The organism is Alicyclobacillus macrosporangiidus CPP55 (assembly GCF_000702485.1).
GTDB lineage: Bacteria > Bacillota > Bacilli > Alicyclobacillales > Alicyclobacillaceae > Alicyclobacillus_H > Alicyclobacillus_H macrosporangiidus_B.
In genome coordinates, this window is sequence record NZ_JNIL01000001.1 from 1,133,052 (window position 1) to 1,151,767 (window position 18,716).

The 18,716-nt window shown below is 65.5% G+C and carries 15 protein-coding genes; 3 read left to right on the top strand and 12 right to left on the bottom strand.

What is annotated here, in order from left to right; genetic code table 11:
* Window positions 1–5: 5 nt before the first annotated feature.
* The 11 genes from ruvA to tyrS form a co-directional block, all read right to left on the bottom strand.
* The gene (ruvA, locus tag N687_RS0105930; RefSeq protein ID WP_029420982.1) at window positions 6–620 is read right to left on the bottom strand and encodes a Holliday junction branch migration protein RuvA; all 615 of its coding nucleotides are present in this window, start codon (window positions 618–620) and stop codon (window positions 6–8) included.
* Window positions 617–1,144, bottom strand: a complete 528-nt coding sequence (gene ruvC / locus N687_RS0105935) for a crossover junction endodeoxyribonuclease RuvC (RefSeq protein ID WP_156040058.1) — start codon at window positions 1,142–1,144, stop codon at window positions 617–619. The genes ruvA and ruvC overlap by 4 nt, the downstream gene beginning before the upstream one ends.
* Window positions 1,145–1,277: 133 nt before the next feature.
* Window positions 1,278–1,712, bottom strand: coding sequence for a hypothetical protein (locus N687_RS0105940; protein ID WP_029420984.1), 435 nt, complete (start codon window positions 1,710–1,712; stop codon window positions 1,278–1,280).
* 123 nt (window positions 1,713–1,835) lie between these two features.
* Window positions 1,836–2,570 carry a YebC/PmpR family DNA-binding transcriptional regulator gene (locus N687_RS0105945; RefSeq protein WP_029420985.1) on the bottom strand — a complete coding sequence of 245 codons (735 nt, stop codon included), beginning with the start codon at window positions 2,568–2,570 and terminating at the stop codon, window positions 1,836–1,838.
* A 38-nt stretch (window positions 2,571–2,608) separates the two neighbouring features.
* Entirely contained in the window at window positions 2,609–3,460 is an 852-nt protein-coding gene (locus N687_RS0105950) for an NAD+ synthase (protein WP_029420986.1), read from the bottom strand.
* A complete protein-coding gene (locus N687_RS0105955) occupies window positions 3,457–4,317 on the bottom strand; it encodes a nitrilase-related carbon-nitrogen hydrolase (RefSeq protein WP_051663553.1) in 861 nt (286 codons plus the stop codon). The genes N687_RS0105950 and N687_RS0105955 overlap by 4 nt, the downstream gene beginning before the upstream one ends.
* 96 nt (window positions 4,318–4,413) lie before the next feature.
* Complete coding sequence (locus N687_RS0105960; RefSeq protein ID WP_029420988.1) at window positions 4,414–5,430, bottom strand: phosphotransferase; 1,017 nt, start codon at window positions 5,428–5,430, stop codon at window positions 4,414–4,416.
* On the bottom strand, window positions 5,405–5,866 hold the full coding sequence (locus N687_RS24665) for a hypothetical protein (protein ID WP_231493655.1): 462 nt from the start codon (window positions 5,864–5,866) through the stop codon (window positions 5,405–5,407). Before N687_RS24665 ends, N687_RS0105960 begins: the two co-directional genes overlap by 26 nt.
* Window positions 5,867–6,660: 794 nt before the next feature.
* The gene (locus N687_RS0105965) at window positions 6,661–8,478 is read right to left on the bottom strand and encodes a methyl-accepting chemotaxis protein (RefSeq protein ID WP_029420989.1); all 1,818 of its coding nucleotides are present in this window, start codon (window positions 8,476–8,478) and stop codon (window positions 6,661–6,663) included.
* Between the two features lie 85 nt (window positions 8,479–8,563).
* Entirely contained in the window at window positions 8,564–9,160 is a 597-nt protein-coding gene (locus N687_RS0105970; RefSeq protein WP_051662994.1) for a sporulation protein YunB, read from the bottom strand.
* Window positions 9,161–9,401: 241 nt separating this feature from the next.
* Complete coding sequence (gene tyrS, locus N687_RS0105975) at window positions 9,402–10,670, bottom strand: tyrosine--tRNA ligase (protein WP_231493410.1); 1,269 nt, start codon at window positions 10,668–10,670, stop codon at window positions 9,402–9,404.
* A 411-nt stretch (window positions 10,671–11,081) separates the two neighbouring features.
* Here tyrS and N687_RS0105980 point away from each other — a divergent pair, with 411 nt between their 5' ends.
* Complete coding sequence (locus N687_RS0105980) at window positions 11,082–14,288, top strand: transglycosylase domain-containing protein (RefSeq protein WP_081841191.1); 3,207 nt, start codon at window positions 11,082–11,084, stop codon at window positions 14,286–14,288.
* A gap of 203 nt (window positions 14,289–14,491) precedes the next feature.
* Complete coding sequence (locus N687_RS0105985; protein ID WP_029419937.1) at window positions 14,492–15,712, top strand: IS110 family transposase; 1,221 nt, start codon at window positions 14,492–14,494, stop codon at window positions 15,710–15,712.
* 102 nt (window positions 15,713–15,814) lie between these two features.
* Here the strand turns inward: N687_RS0105985 and N687_RS0105990 are convergent, their stop codons facing one another.
* Entirely contained in the window at window positions 15,815–18,151 is a 2,337-nt protein-coding gene (locus tag N687_RS0105990) for an endonuclease MutS2 (protein ID WP_029420993.1), read from the bottom strand.
* Window positions 18,152–18,281: 130 nt separating this feature from the next.
* Between N687_RS0105990 and N687_RS0105995 the strand changes: the two genes are divergently transcribed.
* Complete coding sequence (locus N687_RS0105995) at window positions 18,282–18,629, top strand: phage holin family protein (RefSeq protein ID WP_029420994.1); 348 nt, start codon at window positions 18,282–18,284, stop codon at window positions 18,627–18,629.
* Window positions 18,630–18,716: the final 87 nt, after the last annotated feature.

Below are 18,716 nucleotides of genomic sequence, written 5' to 3' on the forward strand. Positions count from 1 at the left end.
CGGCATCACGGGGCCAGTTGGCGCAGGCACCATCGCAACACCTCCTCCACCCCGGCATCGGGATGGGCTCGGATGGTTTCCTGCACCACAGCGGCGGCTTGCCTCTCATTATAGCCCAGGGTCACCAGGGCCTCAACGACGTCGTTCGACACCCCGGCTCCAGCCGCCTCCGCTAGCCGAGAGACCATCCGGTCCGCGGCGGGTTGAATCCGCCCTTGCAGCGCGCCGATTTTATCCTTCAATTCGACCACCAGACGTTGGGCGGTCTTTCGCCCGACGCCAGGGAGCGTGCACAAAAAGCCCACGTCCTCCTCGGCGATGGCCTGTGCGAACACGGACGGCTCCGTCGCCGATAGGATCTGCAGCGCCCCTTTTGGGCCCACGCCGGAGACCCCCATGAGCAGCTCAAACCAATCCCGCTCCTCCGGGCTCAGGAACCCGTACAGGCTCGCCTCGTCCTCCCGAACGCGGTAGTGGGTGTACAGCAACACCTCTTCGCCCACGGACAGGTTCGCGGCACAGCGCTCCGTCACAAACACCCGGTACCCGACGCCGCCGACATCCACCACAGCCATCCCGGGCCCCGTCTGATGGATGCACCCGCGGACGAACGCGATCACGCCCGCACCGTCCCTTCTCCGCCTGCGCCGTCCGCCAACTTGCGAAATGGGCCTGCGTGCGCGTGCGCGATGGCCACCGCCAGAGCATCGGCAGTGTCATCCGGACTCGGCCGCGCAGGCAGCTGCAATAGCAGCCGCACCATCTCCTGTACCTGGCCTTTGTCCGCCTTGCCGTACCCGGAGACGGCCTGTTTCACCTGCATCGGCGTGTACTCCGCCAATTCCAGGCCCGCCTGGACAGCAGCCAGGATGGCCACGCCCCGCGCCTGGCCGACGGCGAAGGCGGTCGTCGTGTTCCGGTAAAAAAACAACTGTTCCACCGCCACCGTGTCCGGCCGGTGCCGCGCGATGACCTCCCGGACCTCGTCGTATACCTGCTGAAGCCGCCGGGGCAGCGGGGTGTGCGCGGGGGTCTCAATGCAGCCGTAGCCCACGGCCCGCAGGTGCGACCCGTCGCTGTCGACCACCCCGTAGCCGGTCCGGGCCAATCCTGGGTCGATGCCGAGGATGCGAATCTTCGTCATAGAAAAAAACCTCCCCGCGACAGTTTCGCTGCGCGGGGGCTCGATTCCTACCAAAGAAATTTTCGTCTTTGTGCGGGCAGTTCACGGAGCGTCTTGCGCAGCAGAAGCGGAGTGAAACGCCCGCGCAACTGCGTCACACCGATTCCACGCCGGGGCTCCGCGGAGCGGGGACGTGGCGGACGTAGACCGGCATCTGGACGAACCACATCAGCCCGGGGTCCAACTGCCACGCGGGGTGCTCCCCTGCAAAACCCACGATGGCGTCGCCGCGGACGTGGTGGACCTGCCATTGGCCCCGGCCGTCCGGGTACAGCGTGACGAATACGGCACGGTCCCCTCCGGCGTCCGCCGCTGCCCATACCGGGAGCGCCTCATCCAGGCCGAAATCAGTCACCGCGGGTGCGTCCGCGTACACCGCGGGCCCCGCCATCCCCGTCACGGCCCAGACGGCGGCCGCCGCCGCAGCGACGCACGCCGCTGACCGCCGCGATCCAATTCTCCGTCGTGCCCGAGCCCCATCCCGCGCCGGGTCGGCGCAGGTCTTCGTCCAGGCGGTTCGCCAAGACATGGGATCCACCTCACCGATTGCTGTGTTGAGGTTAGCCTGTCACCGACCGCCAAAGTCCATACATCCCACCCATGAAAAAACGGCCGGGCGCATTCGCTCCGGCCATACAAACCAACGCCCGCATCAGGCTTCCGCTGCCTCCACGTTGGCGTATACGTTCTGCACGTCGTCGTGCGCCTCCAGGGCGTCGATCAGGTCCAACACCTGATCCAACGCGTCGCCAGAAAGCGGTACGGTGGTCGTGGGTTCGTACGTCAACTCCGCGTCCGCAATCGGGACCCCCGCATTCTCCAGGGCCGTCCGCACTGCGTTGAACTGCTCCACGCCGGTGACGATGATGAAGGCCTCGTCCTCTTCCCGCAGATCCTCCGCGCCTGCGTCGAGCACCAGCATCATCAGGTCATCCACCGTCCCTCGGTAGTCCTCGCGGTTGACGGTGATCTGGCCTTCCCGCTTGAACATCCACGCCACGCACCCGCTCTCGCCCAGGTTGCCGCCGCGTTTTGTAAAGATGTGACGGATATCCGCCGCCGTCCGGTTGCGGTTGTCGGTGACGATGTCCATCATGATGGCCACTCCGTGGGGCCCGTAGCCCTCGTACATCAATTCCTCATACGTGACCCCCTGGATTCCGCCGGTGGCCTTGGCGATGGTGCGCGCGATGTTGTCTGCGGGCATGTTGTTCTGCCGGGCGCGCTCTATGGCCGTCTTGAGGCGGAAATTGGTTTCGGGGTTTCCGCCCCCCTCCTTGGCTGCCAAGTAGATGTCGCGCGACAGTTTCGTGAACAGCTGGCCGCGCACGGCGTCCTGCTTCCCTTTGCGCCGCTGGATGTTATGCCACTTCGAATGCCCTGCCACCGTGATTCCTCCTCCCGTTTCCGCCGCACTGGCGGGACTCACAGCCCCCAGTCGCGCAGGTAGCGAAAGTCGACGCCGACGGTCCGCCCGGACAGTTTCGCGATGATGGGCGGTTTGCGCTTGTACTGGTTTCGCCGAACGCGCCCCGCCAGAAGCCGGACGAACCGCTCGTCGTAGCCGCGCGCTGCGATCTCCTCCACGGACAGGCGCTGATCCACCAACTGGTACAGCACCTCATCCGCCTCATCGTATCCAAATCCGAGCTCTCGCTCGTCCGTCTGATCTTCCCATAAGTCCGCGCTCGGAGGCTTGTTCAGAATGCTCGACGGCACGCCGATCGCAGCCGCCAGCTGCCGGACTTGGTATTTGTACAGATCGCCGATGGGGTTAAGCGCGCTTGCCAAATCCCCGAACTGCGTGCCATACCCCAACAGCAATTCCGTCTTGTTGCTCGTCCCCAGCACGAGCGCCCCGAAGTGGGCAGACAGGTCGAAAAGCGTAGCCATCCGTTCCCGGGCCATCCGATTCCCGCGGCGCAGGGGCGGCGCCGGCTCGCCGAGCAGAGCGTCCATCTGTTCGAAATACGCATCCACCGCGGGTGTGATCGGCACCGTCAGCGCGGGCAGGCCGAGATCGTCCACCACAAGCCGCGCATCCTCCAGGCTGGCTGGGCTGCTGGTCCGATAGGGCATCATCACAGCCTGGACGCGCTCAGGACCGAGGGCGCGTGCCGCCAGGTAGGCCGCTAACGCCGAGTCGATCCCGCCGGACAAACCGAGAATCACCCGCTCAAAACCAGCTTTTTCCACCTCTTCGCGGATGAATGCGGTGAGGACCCGGATCGCCAAGTCCGTGTTCAAGCGCAGCCGCCGCTCGATTTCCGGCCTCATCCACGCCACCCCCCGTCCACGAGCCTCCCCAGCGCGCGCCACACCAGGTCCACCCGTTCATCCCGCAGCATCGGCGTCCCATACCGGGCGCGCCGGATGGCACCGGGATCGATCTCCGCCGTGTACAAGCCCTCTTCCATGGACGGGGCTTCGTATACCCACTCCCCCTGCGGGGACACGACGCCCGAGCCGCCGAAGAAGCTGACGCCGTCCTCGAAGCCGACCCGGTTGACGAACACGATGTACACCCCGAACAGCTGCGCGTAGACCTGCAGGAGCTGGCGCCAGAAAGCCTGGGACCCGAAATCCCCCTGCTCCATGACGTTGCGCGCCGGGCTGGCTGCGGGCAGCACCAAGCAGGTGGCCCCGCCGAGCGCCAGCAGATAGGGACTGGAGACGTGCCAGGCGTCTTCGCAGATGAGCATTCCAGTCTTACCGAGGCGGCTCTGGAAGGTGTGGAATCCGCTTCCGGCGGCCAGATAGCGCCCTTCATCGAACATGCCGTACGTCGGCAGATAGACTTTCCGGTGCACCGCCCGAATCTCACCGCCGGACGCGTATACGCTGGCGATGTAGAACAGATGAGCCTCCGACTCCTCGACAAAGCTGAACACCACGTCGATCTCGCGGCTCTCGCGAACCAGGCGGGTGATGTCCGGATGCGACAGAGGCCGGGCCACCTCGAGCGTCAAGTCCAAGACCTGATACCCGGTCAGGCCGAGCTCTGGGAACACGACGAGATCGGCCCCACGGCGTTTGGCCTCTTCCATCCATTCGAGGTGCTTGTCCACGTTCTTGCCGACGTCCCCGAGGACGGGGCGCACCTGGCCCAGGGCCACCTCGATGCGCTGCGTCACGCTGTCACGCTCCTCGTAAAGACCGCCGCGGCGGGCGGTGCGTTGTCCGCCTTTCAGTATACTCTCGCACCCGGGCAACGCAACCGCCCCCTACACCTACACCGGCAGCCCCCGCACCGCCTCTGACCAGGCCTGCAGGTGCTCCGCCTGCCTTCTCACGGCGTGCACCAGTCGCAACGTCGGCCGCGGTTCCCCGCCGGCGGCGTCCGTTCGCGCCCATTCGGCGACGGCCCTGGCCAGGATATCGGGAAACCCGAGCACCCGCCAGAGCGCCTGCTCCCCGTTCGACGATAGTGGATAGCCCCGCGTATACACCTCCACCAGTTCGGCGAAATGGCCCCGCAGGGGGGCGCCGAGGAAGATGGCATGATTGGACACCTGCATCACGTCGACCAGCGGATCGTCCACCCCCGCCAGGTCGAAGTCGATGACGGCCAGCGGCCCGTCCCCCTGCCAAAGCAGATTATGCGGTGCCACATCTCGGTGGCAAAACGTCATCCGTTCCCATGGCCGGTTCCCCGGGCCGGATACCCCCGGGTGCACCGCGGCCAGCGCACCATCGGCTGCGTCCAGGACCTCTTCGCGCAAGCCGCGGAGCACCGGGACACACGCTTCCGCCTGCGGCCACAGCGTCTCCAGCAACCGGCGTTTGAGCCAGAGTTTTTGATACAGAGTGCCCCGATACAGAGCCGGGTCCGCGCAGATCCGGGACCCCCGCGCGGCGCGGTGCATTGCGGCCAGCGTGGCCACTGCCGAGAGCCGCTCCTGGCGCTGGGTATAATCGGCGTGCCGTCCGGGCAGCCACGGCTGCAGGTGGCCTGTCTCGCCTCCCCCGAGCCGCGTGAGATAAGCGCCTGCCCGGTTGGGCACCGGTCCCGCAAACGGGATGCCCAACGCCGCCAGATAGGCCGAAACGAATGCCATCGCCCGCAAACGCGGCTCCTGCGACCGACCCGCGACCCGCTTCCACACCCACCGCCGCCCGCGGGTGTCGACCAACCCGGTGACCGTCTTCATCCGAACCACCGCTTCGACTTCCAGCCCGTAGGCAAGCCGAAGATCCGTCAGCCAGTCCCTGGTCGCCCGGTCAGGCGCGGGACTCTGCGGGACCATCGAAATTCGACTCTGGGTACACATCTCGCCACACCCCGGTGCTTCCGTCCGCCGCCCCTGCGGTTCCATTCGCGTCCCCGCCGGAGCGGGCATGGGGCACACTGGAGCTCCAAGACTCCCATGAAGAGCTCTCGTCCCAGACCGAATACCAGGTCAACGGAGTCGGCCACGGGCTCATCGGCCAATATCCGTAGCCCAGATGGACGCCGTACGGCACGGTGTGAGGGGGTGCTGGGTAGACACCTTCATGCCGGTATCCGGGCGCCCACACCGGTCGTCCCCACGCGGCCATCGCCCGGTAGGGGTAGTGGGTGTGCGGTCCAGTCTCCGGCATCCCGGGCCCGGGCCCATAGGGCATGCCGGGTCCCGGTGCAGGCATGTACGGCATTCCCGATGGCGTCGCATACGGCATCCCGGACGGCATCTCATAGGGCATTCCGGGCGCCATCTCATAGGGCATTCCAGGGGCACCCGGCTGCATCGGTCCAGCGGACGGTACCGGGGCCTGTGCGGGGCAAATCCTGGCTCCGCCATCCCTACGGGTTGGAGCCCCTGTCCAGGCATCGCACCTCCAAGGCCCGGGACGTAGACGATGTCCCCTTCCTGAAGCGCCCGCCCCAAGGTGGGATTCAGCCTTCGCAACTGTTGGACCGACACCCCGTACCGTTGCGCGATATGCTCCCACGTCTCTCCAGGCTGCACCACGTGCGGCCACACGAACCCGAAATATGGGGGCATCTCTCCTCCCGATCCCGCCACCTGGTTCCCCGCCGGCTCGGGTGCGGCGTAAGCCGCTCCCGGCATGGGTCCAGGTCCTGGCGCCGCCGAGGGCGGACCGTCAAGCTGCCCCGCGAGCGGCCCTCCGGGCGGGGTGGCGGCGGCCGGCGGCATCGCCGGTTTTTCCAGTTCCGGGATGTAGATCACCTGGCCCGGCTGCAGGCGGTTTGGATCGGTAATCTGTGGATTGGCGGCCATCAGCAGGTTCAACCGCACACCGGTGGCCCTGCTGATGCTCCACATGGTATCACCCTTTTTGACCACGTATTTTTTCATTCGTCGACCTCCTCTTGGCGCCTGCCCATCTCACGCTCGACGCTGCCAGTATATGCGAGCGCCCAACGCGTGCCCTCCGGCTCGAAAAATTGGGCATGGAAAAGGCCGCCTCCGCTGCTCCGCGGAAAGCGGCCCCGCCGTCGTCCCCAAAGGAAGCTCGGCACCCAGTTCGGGTACCTACACCTGGAACCGTCCAACCAAGTCCTGCAACTCCTGCGCCAGACGAGCCAGCTCCTGGGCGGAGGCGGCGATCTCCTCCACCGTCGCCAAGCTCTCCTCGGTGCTCGCGGCATTCTCCTGCGATCCCGCCGCCACCTGCTCCATGTACGTCCACACGGACTGGACCGCCTCCAGCGTCTGTTGGGTGAGGCGCGTCTGTTCACGGACCTGCTCCAGAATGGCTTCGGTCGCCGGCGCCACGGTGTCGACGGAGCGGGCGATTTCGTCAAACGCCTGCCTGGTCCGCTCCGTGACCTGCACCCCGCGCGCGATCGCCGAGACCCCGTCGCGCATCGACTGCGCCACCTGTTCCGTCAGCGCCTGGTTTTCCTTGATGATCTGTTCGATCTCGCGCGTCGCGTCGCGGCTCTGTTCCGCCAGCTTGCGCACCTCCTGGGCGACGACCGCGAACCCGCGCCCGGCCTCCCCGGCACGTGCTGCTTCGATGGCGGCGTTGAGCGCAAGAAGATTGGTCTGGTCCGCGATCCCGCGGATGGTGCCCGAGATCTTCGAGATCCGCTGGGCGGACTCGGCCAGTTGCGCAATCTGGCCCTGCGTCGACTCCGCCGCTTGGTGCACCGCCGACATGGTCGAGCGCGCCTCCTGCACCGACGCCCGGCCTCGATCGGTGGCCGCGACGACGACGCCCATCGCCTCCGCGACCTGATCGGCCTGCTCGGCCACCTGGTCCGTGTGCGCCTTGACGTCCGACAGGGCATCCCGCATGTGACCCAGCGCCTGCGTCGCCCGGTCGGAGATGGATGCGAACTCGCTCGCCGTCTCCGCGATCCCGCTGACCGCCCGCGCCGTCTCGTCCGTCGAAGCCGTCAACTGCTCGGCGCTGGCGGCCACCGATTCCGACGCCCCAGCCACGCGGCGCACCAGTCCGCCGATGCTCTCGAGCAGACGGTTCGTGGTCTCCGCCAGCTGCTGGACCTCGTCCCGGCTATGTACCCCCTCAATCCGCCGCCGCAGGTCTCCGCCTGCGGACGCGATGTCTTCCAAGATGCCGATGACGCGCCGCAGGTTGCGCGGCGTGCTGAGCGAAACCCCCGTGCCGAGCAGCACCGCCACGACCACCGCCAACACCGTGATCACGATGATGAGAATCTGCGTCTCCGTCACCATCCGGTGCAGATCCGCAGCCCGCTGGGCGGCGTTGTTCTGGTTGCGGACGATGAGGTTGTTGAGGTTGTCGCGGATGTCCTGCACCATCGGCCGGCTATTGCCTGAGGCCATGGCGTTGTTGGCCTGCTCACCGTGTCCCGTGCGCCGCATGTCGATCAATTGGTCGGCGATTTTCACCCAGTCGTCGATGACCGGCGCGGCCTTCTCCAGGTACGACCGCGACGTCGTGTTTGCCGCAAGCAGATCCCGCAGCGCTTTCACGTCCTGCGGATACCGCTGTTTGGCCGCCACGTAGGTCTGATTGAGCAGCGTGTCGTTGCCCGTGGCAAGATACGACAGCATGCCCGTGTCCATGTCTTCAACGTCGGACATCAGCTGGCTCGCCTTCTGCACCACCTGCAGATCGTGGTTGGCCAGCGTCTCCACTTCGCCCTGGAGCGCGGACAGACGCGCCAGGCTGACGATGCCAAGCGCCATCAGCAGCACCAATACCGTGACGAAGGCGCCGCCCACCTTCCACTTGATGGAGATGAACTCCGGCAGCCTCCGCCGCAGACGCGTCGAAAACCCTCCCCTACCCGTCTCTCGCGGGATGGTCCCCGCCCCACCCCCGGTGCCGGGGTCCTCCCACTTTTGCTGTTCCTGCATGTCTGCCACCTGCCCATCGTGTCGAATGTCCTCCGGAGTATTCGACCGATCTCGCCGAATTTCCTCTGATAATGGCAGCATGTGGTCAGCGGGCCGGGGCCGGGAGGGCGACGCCTCCTGCCCCCGGTCCGCCGAAATAGGTGCCCGGCACCTCGCCGTTGAGGACCACGTAGGCAAGCAACACCCGCGTGCGCACGTGCGCCGGCGCCATCACCAGAGGGGTGACCGCCTGCACGTCGGCCGTGAGATCGAGGTTGAGGGTATGTACCGTCTGGTTGACGCCGACGGACCGTACTTCGGCGGCCACCGATGAATGCACAGAGCCGATCATGTTCACCCGAACCGGCAGCGTTACGCCGAGGTTCGTCAGGAGCACACCACCGATTGCCTGGGCGGCCGGCAGGCGCAGGGTCTGCGCGGAGAGGTCGCGCAAGTGCTCCTCGGCCCGTTGGGTGGCCTCCGCCTGCACGTGGGCGACCCGCGTGAAATCGAAGTGGGCGACGCGCACACCCTCCGCGTCCTGGTCGTCGATCACCAAGACGTGCGACATGTCGCTGCCGGTGACCAACTCTTCGGTCACCGCGGCATTGAGCGCCTCCGTCGCTGCCCGCACCGCCACCCCCTGCGCGGCCGCGGCGATGGCCGGCCGCAGTTTCCACTCGGCCGTCGCCCACAGCCCCACCGCGGCAGCCAGCGGCCACGTCCACCACAGCCAACGCCGGCGAACCGGGACGGAGGGGCGGGAACCCCAACGGCGCGCGGGGCGAAAGGTCTGGTTGGACAGAAAAATCCCCCCTCGCCGATGTATATGCGGCGCAGGGGGGATCGAGACGGGCCGTTGAAACAGTGTACCTCGGGTGAGCCGGGCTACGCGGCATCCCAGACGGGCGCCGCCCGGGTACACCATCGCGCCGTGCCGCGGCTCAAGTGCGGCAGCGCACAAACCGTCGCTTTCCCACCTGGAGCACCGTTCCATCCCGAAGGTCCACCTCGGCGTTCACGTCCACAACTCGCTCTCCATTCACGCGCACTCCGCCCTGCTCGATGGCTCGCCGGGCCTCGCTGTTGCTGGTGGCGAGCCCCAACTCCACCAGGGCCTTGACCAACCAACGAGGTCCAGGTTGGATCCGCACTTCCGGGATGTCCTCCGGCAGCCCGCCCTGCTGAAACACCGCCTTCCAGTTCGCCTCCGCCTCGGCCGCCGCATCGGCACCGAGAAAGCGCGTGACCAACTCCCGGGCCAATCGCATCTTGGCGTCCCGCGGATGGAGGCTGCCGTCCCGGAGACCCGCCTGAATTTCGCGCAGTTCCTCGACGGACACGCCGGAGATGAGCTCGAAGTACTTCGGCATCAGGTCGTCCGGGATGGACATGACCTTGCCCCACATCTCCTTGGGCGGTTCGTCGATCCCGATGTAGTTCCCCAGGCTCTTCGACATTTTCTGCACGCCGTCGAGGCCCTCGAGGATGGGCATCATGACGGCCACCTGCGGCTCCTGCCCGAACTCCTTCTGCAGCGTCCGGCCCATCAGCAGGTTGAACTTCTGATCGGTGCCTCCGAACTCGATGTCGGTGTGCAGGTGCACCGAGTCGTACGCCTGCATCAAGGGATAGAAAAACTCATGGATATGGATGGGCCGGTTCTCCTGAAACCGCTTCTGAAAGTCTTCCCGCTCCAACATGCGCGCCACCGTCAGAATCGAGGCGAGCCGCACGACGTCGGAGAAGGTCAGGGGCGCCAGCCAGTCGGCGTTGCGGACGATCTCCGTGCGGTCAGGATGAAGGACTTTGAGCACCTGCTGGACGTAGGTTCGAGCGTTTTCATTGACCTCCTCGGCCGTGAGCTGCCGCCGGGTCTCCGACTTGCCAGTGGGATCGCCGATGCGCCCGGTGAAATCCCCGATGACCAGATGACAGATGTGCCCCAGGTCCTGAAGCTGGCGGATTTTCTGCAGGACGACCGTGTGCCCGAGGTGGATGTCGGGCGACGACGGATCCATGCCGAGCTTCAGCCGCAACGGCTGCCCCGTGGCCACCGACCGCCGCAACTTTTGGACCAAATCCTCGATGGGCACGATCTCCGCGGTCCCGCGCCGGATCACCTCGAGTTGACGCTCGACCTCCCGTTCCTGCTCCGCACTCAGCGGGATCTCCGGTGGCGCCGGCTGCGCCGCAGCCCTGTCTTGTGTCACCGTCCAAACACCCTCTCTCCATCAATAATTAAGCGCCCCTCCCCATGCGGGGACGAGGCGCGTCGCTCGCGGTACCACCCTGCTTGCCGCCCGCAGGCGGCCGCTCTTCGGCGATAACGGAGCCACCGGTGGCGACTGGCGCCGCCACGCCTCCGAAGGCGTACCTTCCGCGCGCCGGGCGGCCGGTTCACACCCCCCACCGGCTCTCTGGAACGCCCCAGGCGCGCGTACTTCACCTTCTTCGTCGGCCGGATCGCCGGCTGAATCCGTGGCCGCTCCCGTCGGGCGGCGCCGGCGACGGACAAATTTTGCGTCAGTATAGCAGAGCCTGGTTTGGCCTGTCAATGGACGCGACGAGTTGTCCCCGGCCCTGTGATATAATCGGTCCAACGAGAGGAGAGTGAGCGCAGGATGGCCAACCAAACCAGACCACCGTCCGGGCGCCGGCCGGTACCGCGGCAGCGAAAACGGGCCGCCAAACGGGAAGGGCGCCGCTGGGTGTGGCGTGGCCTGGCGGTGGCGGGCTCCGCACTCGGCGCCTTCGTGGTGATGGGGACCGGTGCAGCTGTCGGATACGCCGCGTCCATGCTCAAGGGGCTCCCCGCCATCAGCGCCGATACGTTCACCAATCTCAGCCAGCCGACCGTCGTGTACGACGCGCACGGCCAGGTGATTGGGCGATTCACCGCGGAGGGGGACCGGGAACCCATCACGTCGGTGGACCAGGTGTCCAAAAATTTGGTCAACGCCTTCATCGCGGCGGAGGACAAGACCTTTTACCACAACATCGGCATCAACCCGATGGCGATGGCGCGCGCCTTGGTGCAGGACGTGTTGCACCACCAGATTGAGAGCGGCGCCAGCACCATCACGCAGCAGACCGTCAAACTGGCCTTATTTCCCGATCAACAGCGCACGCTGAAACGCAAGATCCAGGAGATCGCCCTCGCCCTGGAAGTCAACCACATGCTGACGAAGGACGAGATCCTGACCGACTACATGAACTGGGTCTACATGGGCCAGATGGGCAGCAATCCGGTCTACGGGGTGAAGGCCGCCTCTCAGATCCTGTTTCATAAAGACCCGAAGGACCTGAATTTGCCTGAGGCGGCTCTGCTGGCGGCCATCCCGAACAACGCCAGCCTGTTCTCGCCGTACGACCACCTGGACAACGCCATCTCCCGCCAGCACTACATTCTGGACCAGATGCGGGCAAATGGCATGATCTCCGATGCGCAGTACCAAGCGGCGCTGAAGTACGACATCAAGAAGGACATCCAGCCCGAGCCGAAGGGCAGCGCGTACAGCCAGCATCCGTACCTTATGATCGACGAGATCCGGCCCCTCGTGGCCCAGTACCTCGTCCAGTCTGGCCGGTACTCCAGTGAGGAGGAGGCGCTCAAGGCCCTGCCGACGGCCGGCTACAAGATCTACACGTCCATTGACCTCAAGGCGCAGAACCAGGTGGAGAGCGTGCTCGCGGACGACAAGCTCTTTGGCAACACCAACCAGGTGGCCAAAGACGCCAACGGCAAGACCATCACGAAGAACGGCAAGCCTGTCGTAGACCTGTATGAGGCTGGGGTGACTTTGATCGACAACCAGACCGGGGGCATCCTCGCCATCGGCGGCGGCCGGGACTACACCCGCGACAGCGTGGATCACACCATCACGCCGGAGCAGCCCGGTTCGTCCATCAAGCCCCTGCTCGACTACGGCCCAGCCCTGGACCAGCACCGGATTACGGCCGCCACGCCCATCCTGGACGCACCCGTCACCTATCCCGGCGGGGACGGCAAGCTCTGGTCTCCGCAAAATGACGACAATGCGTGGCACGGCGTGCTCACCGTCCGGCAGGCGTTGACCTACTCGTACAACATCCCGGCCATCAAGGTGTATGACCGGTACAGCCAGTCCATCGGGTCGGGCTACTTGGAGAAGATGGGCATCTCGACCCAGGCCAAGACGTTGGACGGCCATCCCACCCTGGTGCAGGAGGACCTGCAGAACCTGGCCTCCGCCATCGGCGGCATGAAGTACGGCCTGACGGTGCAACAGATGACGAGCGCCTACACCGTCTTCCCGAATCAGGGCGTGTGGCGCCACCCGTACCTCATCAGCAAGATCGTCGATCGCGACGGCAACACGCTGTACCAGTTCCAGCCCTCTGCAACCAAGGTGTTCTCGCCGCAGACGGCGTACGTGATGACCGATATCTTGCACGATGTCGTCTACGCCCCAGGCGGGACGGCCAATCCTGTGGGCGCCCACTTCCCGGGTTACTACATCTCGGGCAAGACGGGGACGACGGACGATCGCCGCGACGGGTGGTTCATCGGATATACCCAGAAGTACACCATGGGCATCTGGATGGGCTACAACCACAACCAGCAGATCGACCGCGACGTATATAACCTGAAGTTCAGCGTCTGGAACAGGATCATGGATCCGCTGCTGAAAGCGGCCCCGCCGACTTCGCCCTTCCCGCGGCCCCCCGGCGTCGTGAGCCTGGCGGTGTGTAAGAAGTCGGGGATGCTGCCGACCGACCTGTGCAAAGAGGACGGGGACGTGTATACGGAGCTGTTCATCCAGGGGACGGAGCCGGCGAACCCGTGCACGGCTCATGTCCAGGCGCTGTACACCGTGGTCAACGGAAAGCGCTACCTGGCCACGACCAACACGCCGCCTGCAGAGATCCGGACCGGGCTGTTCATCATCCCGCCCGAGAAGGTGCCGGACGGTACGGTCACCAGCGACAGTGCCGAGTACCTGCCGACGCAGGCTGACCCGCGCGGCGGCACCGTCCTGAGCCACCCGGGCCAGCAGACGGTTCAGCCACCCCTCCCTGCCCCCGCGCAGGTTCAGGCAGCGTTCACCCAGGGTGGCGTGCAGTTGCAGTGGAGCCCGGTGGCAGGGGCCAGCGGATACACCGTGTGGCGGGCGACCGCCCCCGGCGGCCCGTACGTCAACGTCGCGGGGCCCATCGCGCAGACCACGTTCGCCGACACGAAGCTGCCGGCGGGCGCAAGCTCGCTGTACTACCAGGTGTACGCCATGTCCCCGAGCGGCATCTCGCCGCCCTCCCCCCCGGTCAGCGTCGTCGTGCCCGGCGGCGGAGGTTCCGGCGGCGCCCCGCCGGGCCAGGGGAACACCACCGGCGGATCGGGCGGAACGGGCAACACCACCAACGGCCAGCGGACGCCTCCGGGGCACGGCCGCGGAAAAGGCGGCAAGGACACCGGCAACGTCACCGGGCTGCCCGATCTGCTCTGGCCGGGGGGCTCCCGGATCGGGCGCGCGGCTAACGGTCTGGCGGGGGGCTCCGCTCCGCTTCGACTCTTACGAGAGACGCTTCGCGGAGCCCCCGCCAGATTCCAGATTTCAGATTGGAACGGAGTGTGCACCGCCACGCAGCGTCGCCGGCGGGTGTGTTGCTCCGCTCCTGCGCTAAAGCGAGCCGCTCCGCAACACACCCACCGTCACTCTGAGTACGTGGTACGGGGGCCTGTTCGATGTGCGCGAAGACAGCGTTGTTCCGCCCTCTTCATGATGGTTGGCGCACGCCGCGAAGTCTCTCGTAAGACATCCATGTCGAACTTCGACGCCACGGGAGCATGAAAATGAGGAGATATTGCGATACGATCGCGTCAGCAGCCGCCAGAGCTCGTTTGACGGTGGTGCATAAAGCCCGATCGTAAGACGGAGCCGGCGACCTCGAGAACCACGGTTTGTCGCTCCCCTACGGGATGCACGCACAGTAGAATTCGGATCATCGGTCGCCACGCGGTTGCGATTGTTCGCTCGATGGAGGTGCCCGTGGAATGGAAGTCGTGCATGAACGTTGCTGCGGGCTGGATGTGCACAAGAAGAAGGTTGTTGCGTGTGTACTCACCCCTGAAGGCAAAGAGATTCGCACATTCGGCACGATGACGGAAGATCTCCAAGCGATGTGCCAATGGATTCGCCAACACGGCTGCACACATGTGGCGATGGAGAGTACCGGCGTGTACTGGAAACCGATTTACAACCTATTAGAGGACCAGGGGCTTGAAATTCTTGTAGTGAACGCACAGCACATCAAACAGGTACCCGGGCGTAAGACCGATGTCAAAGATGCGGAGTGGATCGCGCAGCTTCTGCAACATGGACTTCTGAAGGGCAGCTACATTCCCTCGCGTGAGCAACGAGAGTTGCGTGAGTTGATTCGTTACCGGAAGTCGCTCATTCGCGAGCGTGCGAGTGAAGTGAACCGACTCCAAAAAGTCCTAGAAGGCGCGAATATCAAGCTGGCATCGGTCGCTTCGGACGTGCTCGGTGCGAGCGGGCGTGCGATGCTGGAAGAACTCATCGCTGGGAACACCGACGAACAAAGCATGGCTGCTCTCGCGAAAGGCCGATTGCGGAACAAGACGAAGGAGCTTGAGCAGGCGCTCAAAGGCATTGTGCGTCCTCATCAGCGGAAGCTGCTGGCCATTCAGCTTCAACACATTGATGAGTTAGACGAGTTAATCGAGGAAGTGAGCGCCGAGATAGCGCGGCGGATGCGCCCTTTTGAAGAAGACCTGGCGCGTCTCGAGGGGATTCCGGGGGTTGGGCGAAAGGCGGCAGAAATGATTGTGGCGGAAGTCGGGACGGATATGAGTCGGTTTCCGACCGCAGCGCATCTGGCATCCTGGGCAGGACTGTGTCCCGGGAACCACGAGAGTGCGGGAAAACGATACAGTGGAAAAACACGCAAGGGTGACGGATGGTTGCGAGAAACGATGATCGAATGCGCACGCGCTGCCGCCCGAGGCAAAAACACCCGCCTTTCCGCCCGATATCACCGGATTGCTGCGCGCCGGGGAACGAAACGTGCAGCGGTCGCTCTGGCGCACACCCTGCTGGTCATCGTATACCACCTGCTTAAGCACAAGGTTGCCTATCAAGACCTGGGACCTGATTACTACGATCGGCAGAATCGAGAAACGTTGATTCGACGCCACGTGCATCGGCTGAAGCAATTGGGCGTACAAGTTGTCATCACTGGGGAAGCCTCCTGAATCAATATACATAAATAACCATTCGAGAACTGCACAAGAGGGAGTATTCTCTTTTTTGTCCATTTTCTCAGTAGAGTCGAAGCTCAGTGCGCCGTCGCCAACTCACTTCAGTTCGACCACCGTGGCGCCGTCCCCGCCTTGGCCCGGACCGCCGGGCGCCCAAGACGACACGTGCGGGTGCTTGGACAGGTAACGGCGAACCCCGTCGCGCAGGGCGCCGGTGCCCTTGCCGTGGATGATGGTCACCCGCGGCAGGCCGCTGAGGACCGCCTGATCCAGATACCGATCGACGGACGGCAGCGCCTCCTCGACGGTCTGTCCGCGGATGTCGAGCTGCAGCGGGACCGTCTGGACCGACCGCTTCACGGTGCGGACCGCCTGCACCCGCTCCGGGGCGGAGGAGAGCACCTCGACGTCGTCCGCCGGCACCTTCATCCGCAGCAGCCCCAGTTGAACCGTCAGCTCTCGTCCGTCCGCCGAGCGCTCCACGACCTCGCCCTTCTGCCCGACCGACAACACCCGGACCGTGCTGCCCACGGTCGCGCGCCCAGCGTCGTTTCCCTTGCGCCGCGTCACCCGCCGCTCCTCCGGCAGGGCGTCCTCCAGCGCCTTACGAAGCTCCACCAGCTCGTGGTCCTTCACCGGGCCGCCGCGCTGGCGCTCGCGCAGCTCCCGGATGACGCGCTCCGCCTCGGAGCGGGCCCTCGCCAGAACCTCGCGCGCCTCGCGCAGGGCGGCCTCACGCGCCTGCTCCACCGACTGCTCGAAGGCCTCCCGTTCCTGGACCCACTGTGCGCGCTCGCGCCGCGCCTGTGCAAGCTCCCGTTCCGCCTCGGTGCGCATGCGCTCCGCCTCTCGGCGCGCCGCTTCCAGTTGGGCGATCAAATCCTCGACGCGGACGTCGTCCGTGCGCAGATGATGGCGAGCCTGTTCAATCAATGGCTCCGGCATCCCGAGGCGGGCCGCGATGGCCAACGCGTTGGATCGCCCGGGTACACCGAGCAGCAGGCGGTACGTGGGGCGCAGCGTGTCCACGTCGAACTCGACGCTGGCGTTGATGGCCGCAGGCTCCCGGAAGGCGTACGCCTTCAGCTCCGCGTAGTGGGTGGTCGCCACCACCCGCGCCCCGCGCGTCTTCAGCCAGTCCAAAATGGCCATCGACAGGGCCGCGCCCTCCGCCGGGTCGGTCCCCGCGCCCAGCTCGTCGAGCAGCACCAGGCTGTCCGGGCCCACGTGCTCGAGCATCCCAATGATGTTGCGCATGTGGGACGAAAAGGTGGACAAACTTTGTTCGATGCTCTGTTCATCGCCGATGTCCGCGAATACGTCACCGCACCAACCGATGTCGCTGGGCGATCGCGTCGTCAGAAAACAGCCGGACATGGCGAGCAGGGTCAGCAGGCCCACGGTCTTCAGAGTCATTGTCTTCCCGCCGGTGTTCGGCCCGGTGATGATCACCATTCGGAAGTCGTCCCCCAACCGGATGTCGATGGGGACCGCCGCTTCCTTCGGGATCAAGGGATGCCGCGCGCCCGTGAGGTGCCACACCCCGTCCGTGCGAAGCCGCGGCCGCTGCGCATCCTCGCGCCTGGCATACTCGGCCTTCGCCATCCAAGCGTCGAGGATCGCCAAGCGCTCAGCGTTTTCCGCCAATGGCTCCGCCACCGCCGCGACCACGCCGGAGAGCCGCTGCAGCACCCGCTCGACCTCGCGGTCCTCCTCCGCGGCCAGGGCGCGCACGCGGGCGCTCATCTGAACAATCTCCTGGGGTTCGATGAACACCGTGGCCCCCGAGGACGACACGTCGTGGACGACGCCAGGGACCTGGTTCTTGAACTCCACGCGCACGGGCAGGCAAAAGCTGTCCCCGCGCACGGTCACCACCGGGTCCTGCAGCCAGCGCTGCAGGTGTCGCACCATCTGGTCCAACCGCTCCCGGATCCGGGCTTCCTCGGCCCGGCGCTGGCTCCGGACGCGGCGCAGTTCGGGACTGGCCTGGTCCAGTACCAGGCCATCCTCATCAATCGCCTGCCGGAGTTCCAGCTCCGTCTGCCGCGCGTCGAACAGGCCCGCGGCCATCGCTTGCAGGTGGGGGATGTCCACCGTCTCTGCGGCGGCCTCAATCGCGGTCCGGGCACGCCGCCCCCCGGCGATGAAAAGCGCCACCTCGTTCAGGTCCTCGGCCGACAGCACGCCGCCGATCGCCGCCTTGCGCAGGTGCGGGCGGATGTCGCGGATGCCGCCAAACGGGATCCCGCCGCGCCGAAGCAGCATCCGCAGCGCTTCGTCCACCGCTGCCAGCTCCGCCTCCGCCTCGGCGATGGACGACAGCGGCCGCATCTGTTCCACTCGATCCTGCCCCAGCCGGGTCGCCGCAAAGCTGCGGATGTGCTGGCGGACCTTGTCGTATTCAAGAATGTGCAACACGCGTTCCTGCATGCCATGCCACCCTGCCTTGTCCATGCCGGGCCCTTTCGGCCGGGCCGGCCCAGAAATCCCATCTATTGTACCACATGCCCGGAGAAAGGCTGGGAAAGATAACGGTACGTCAGACGAAAGGAGGAGCAACATGAACATCATCGGAACCGTGGTCCGGTTCGTGGTATCCGCGTTGGTTCTGATGTTCGTCGGATTCCTCGTGCCGGGATTCGGCGTGGTGAACTTCTGGACCGCGCTCCTCGCCGCCGTCGTGATCGCGTTGTTGGGTTGGGCCATCGAGGCGCTGTTCGGCCGCAGAATGTCGCCCTATGGCCGCGGCATCGTAGGGTTCATCTCCGGTGCGGTGGTCCTGTACATCGCACAGATGTTCGTCCCCGGCATGCGGGTCACGGTCCTCGGGGCGTTGTTGGCGTCGCTCGTCATCGGGATCATCGACCTGTTCGTCCCCACCGAGCTGCGCCGGAAAAGAGAAACTTGACGCCACACGAAAGCGGGCTGTCCCTTCCTATGGGCAGCCCGCTTTTGTCCTTTTGCCCTTGTGTGCCCGCACTCCATCAGGACAACC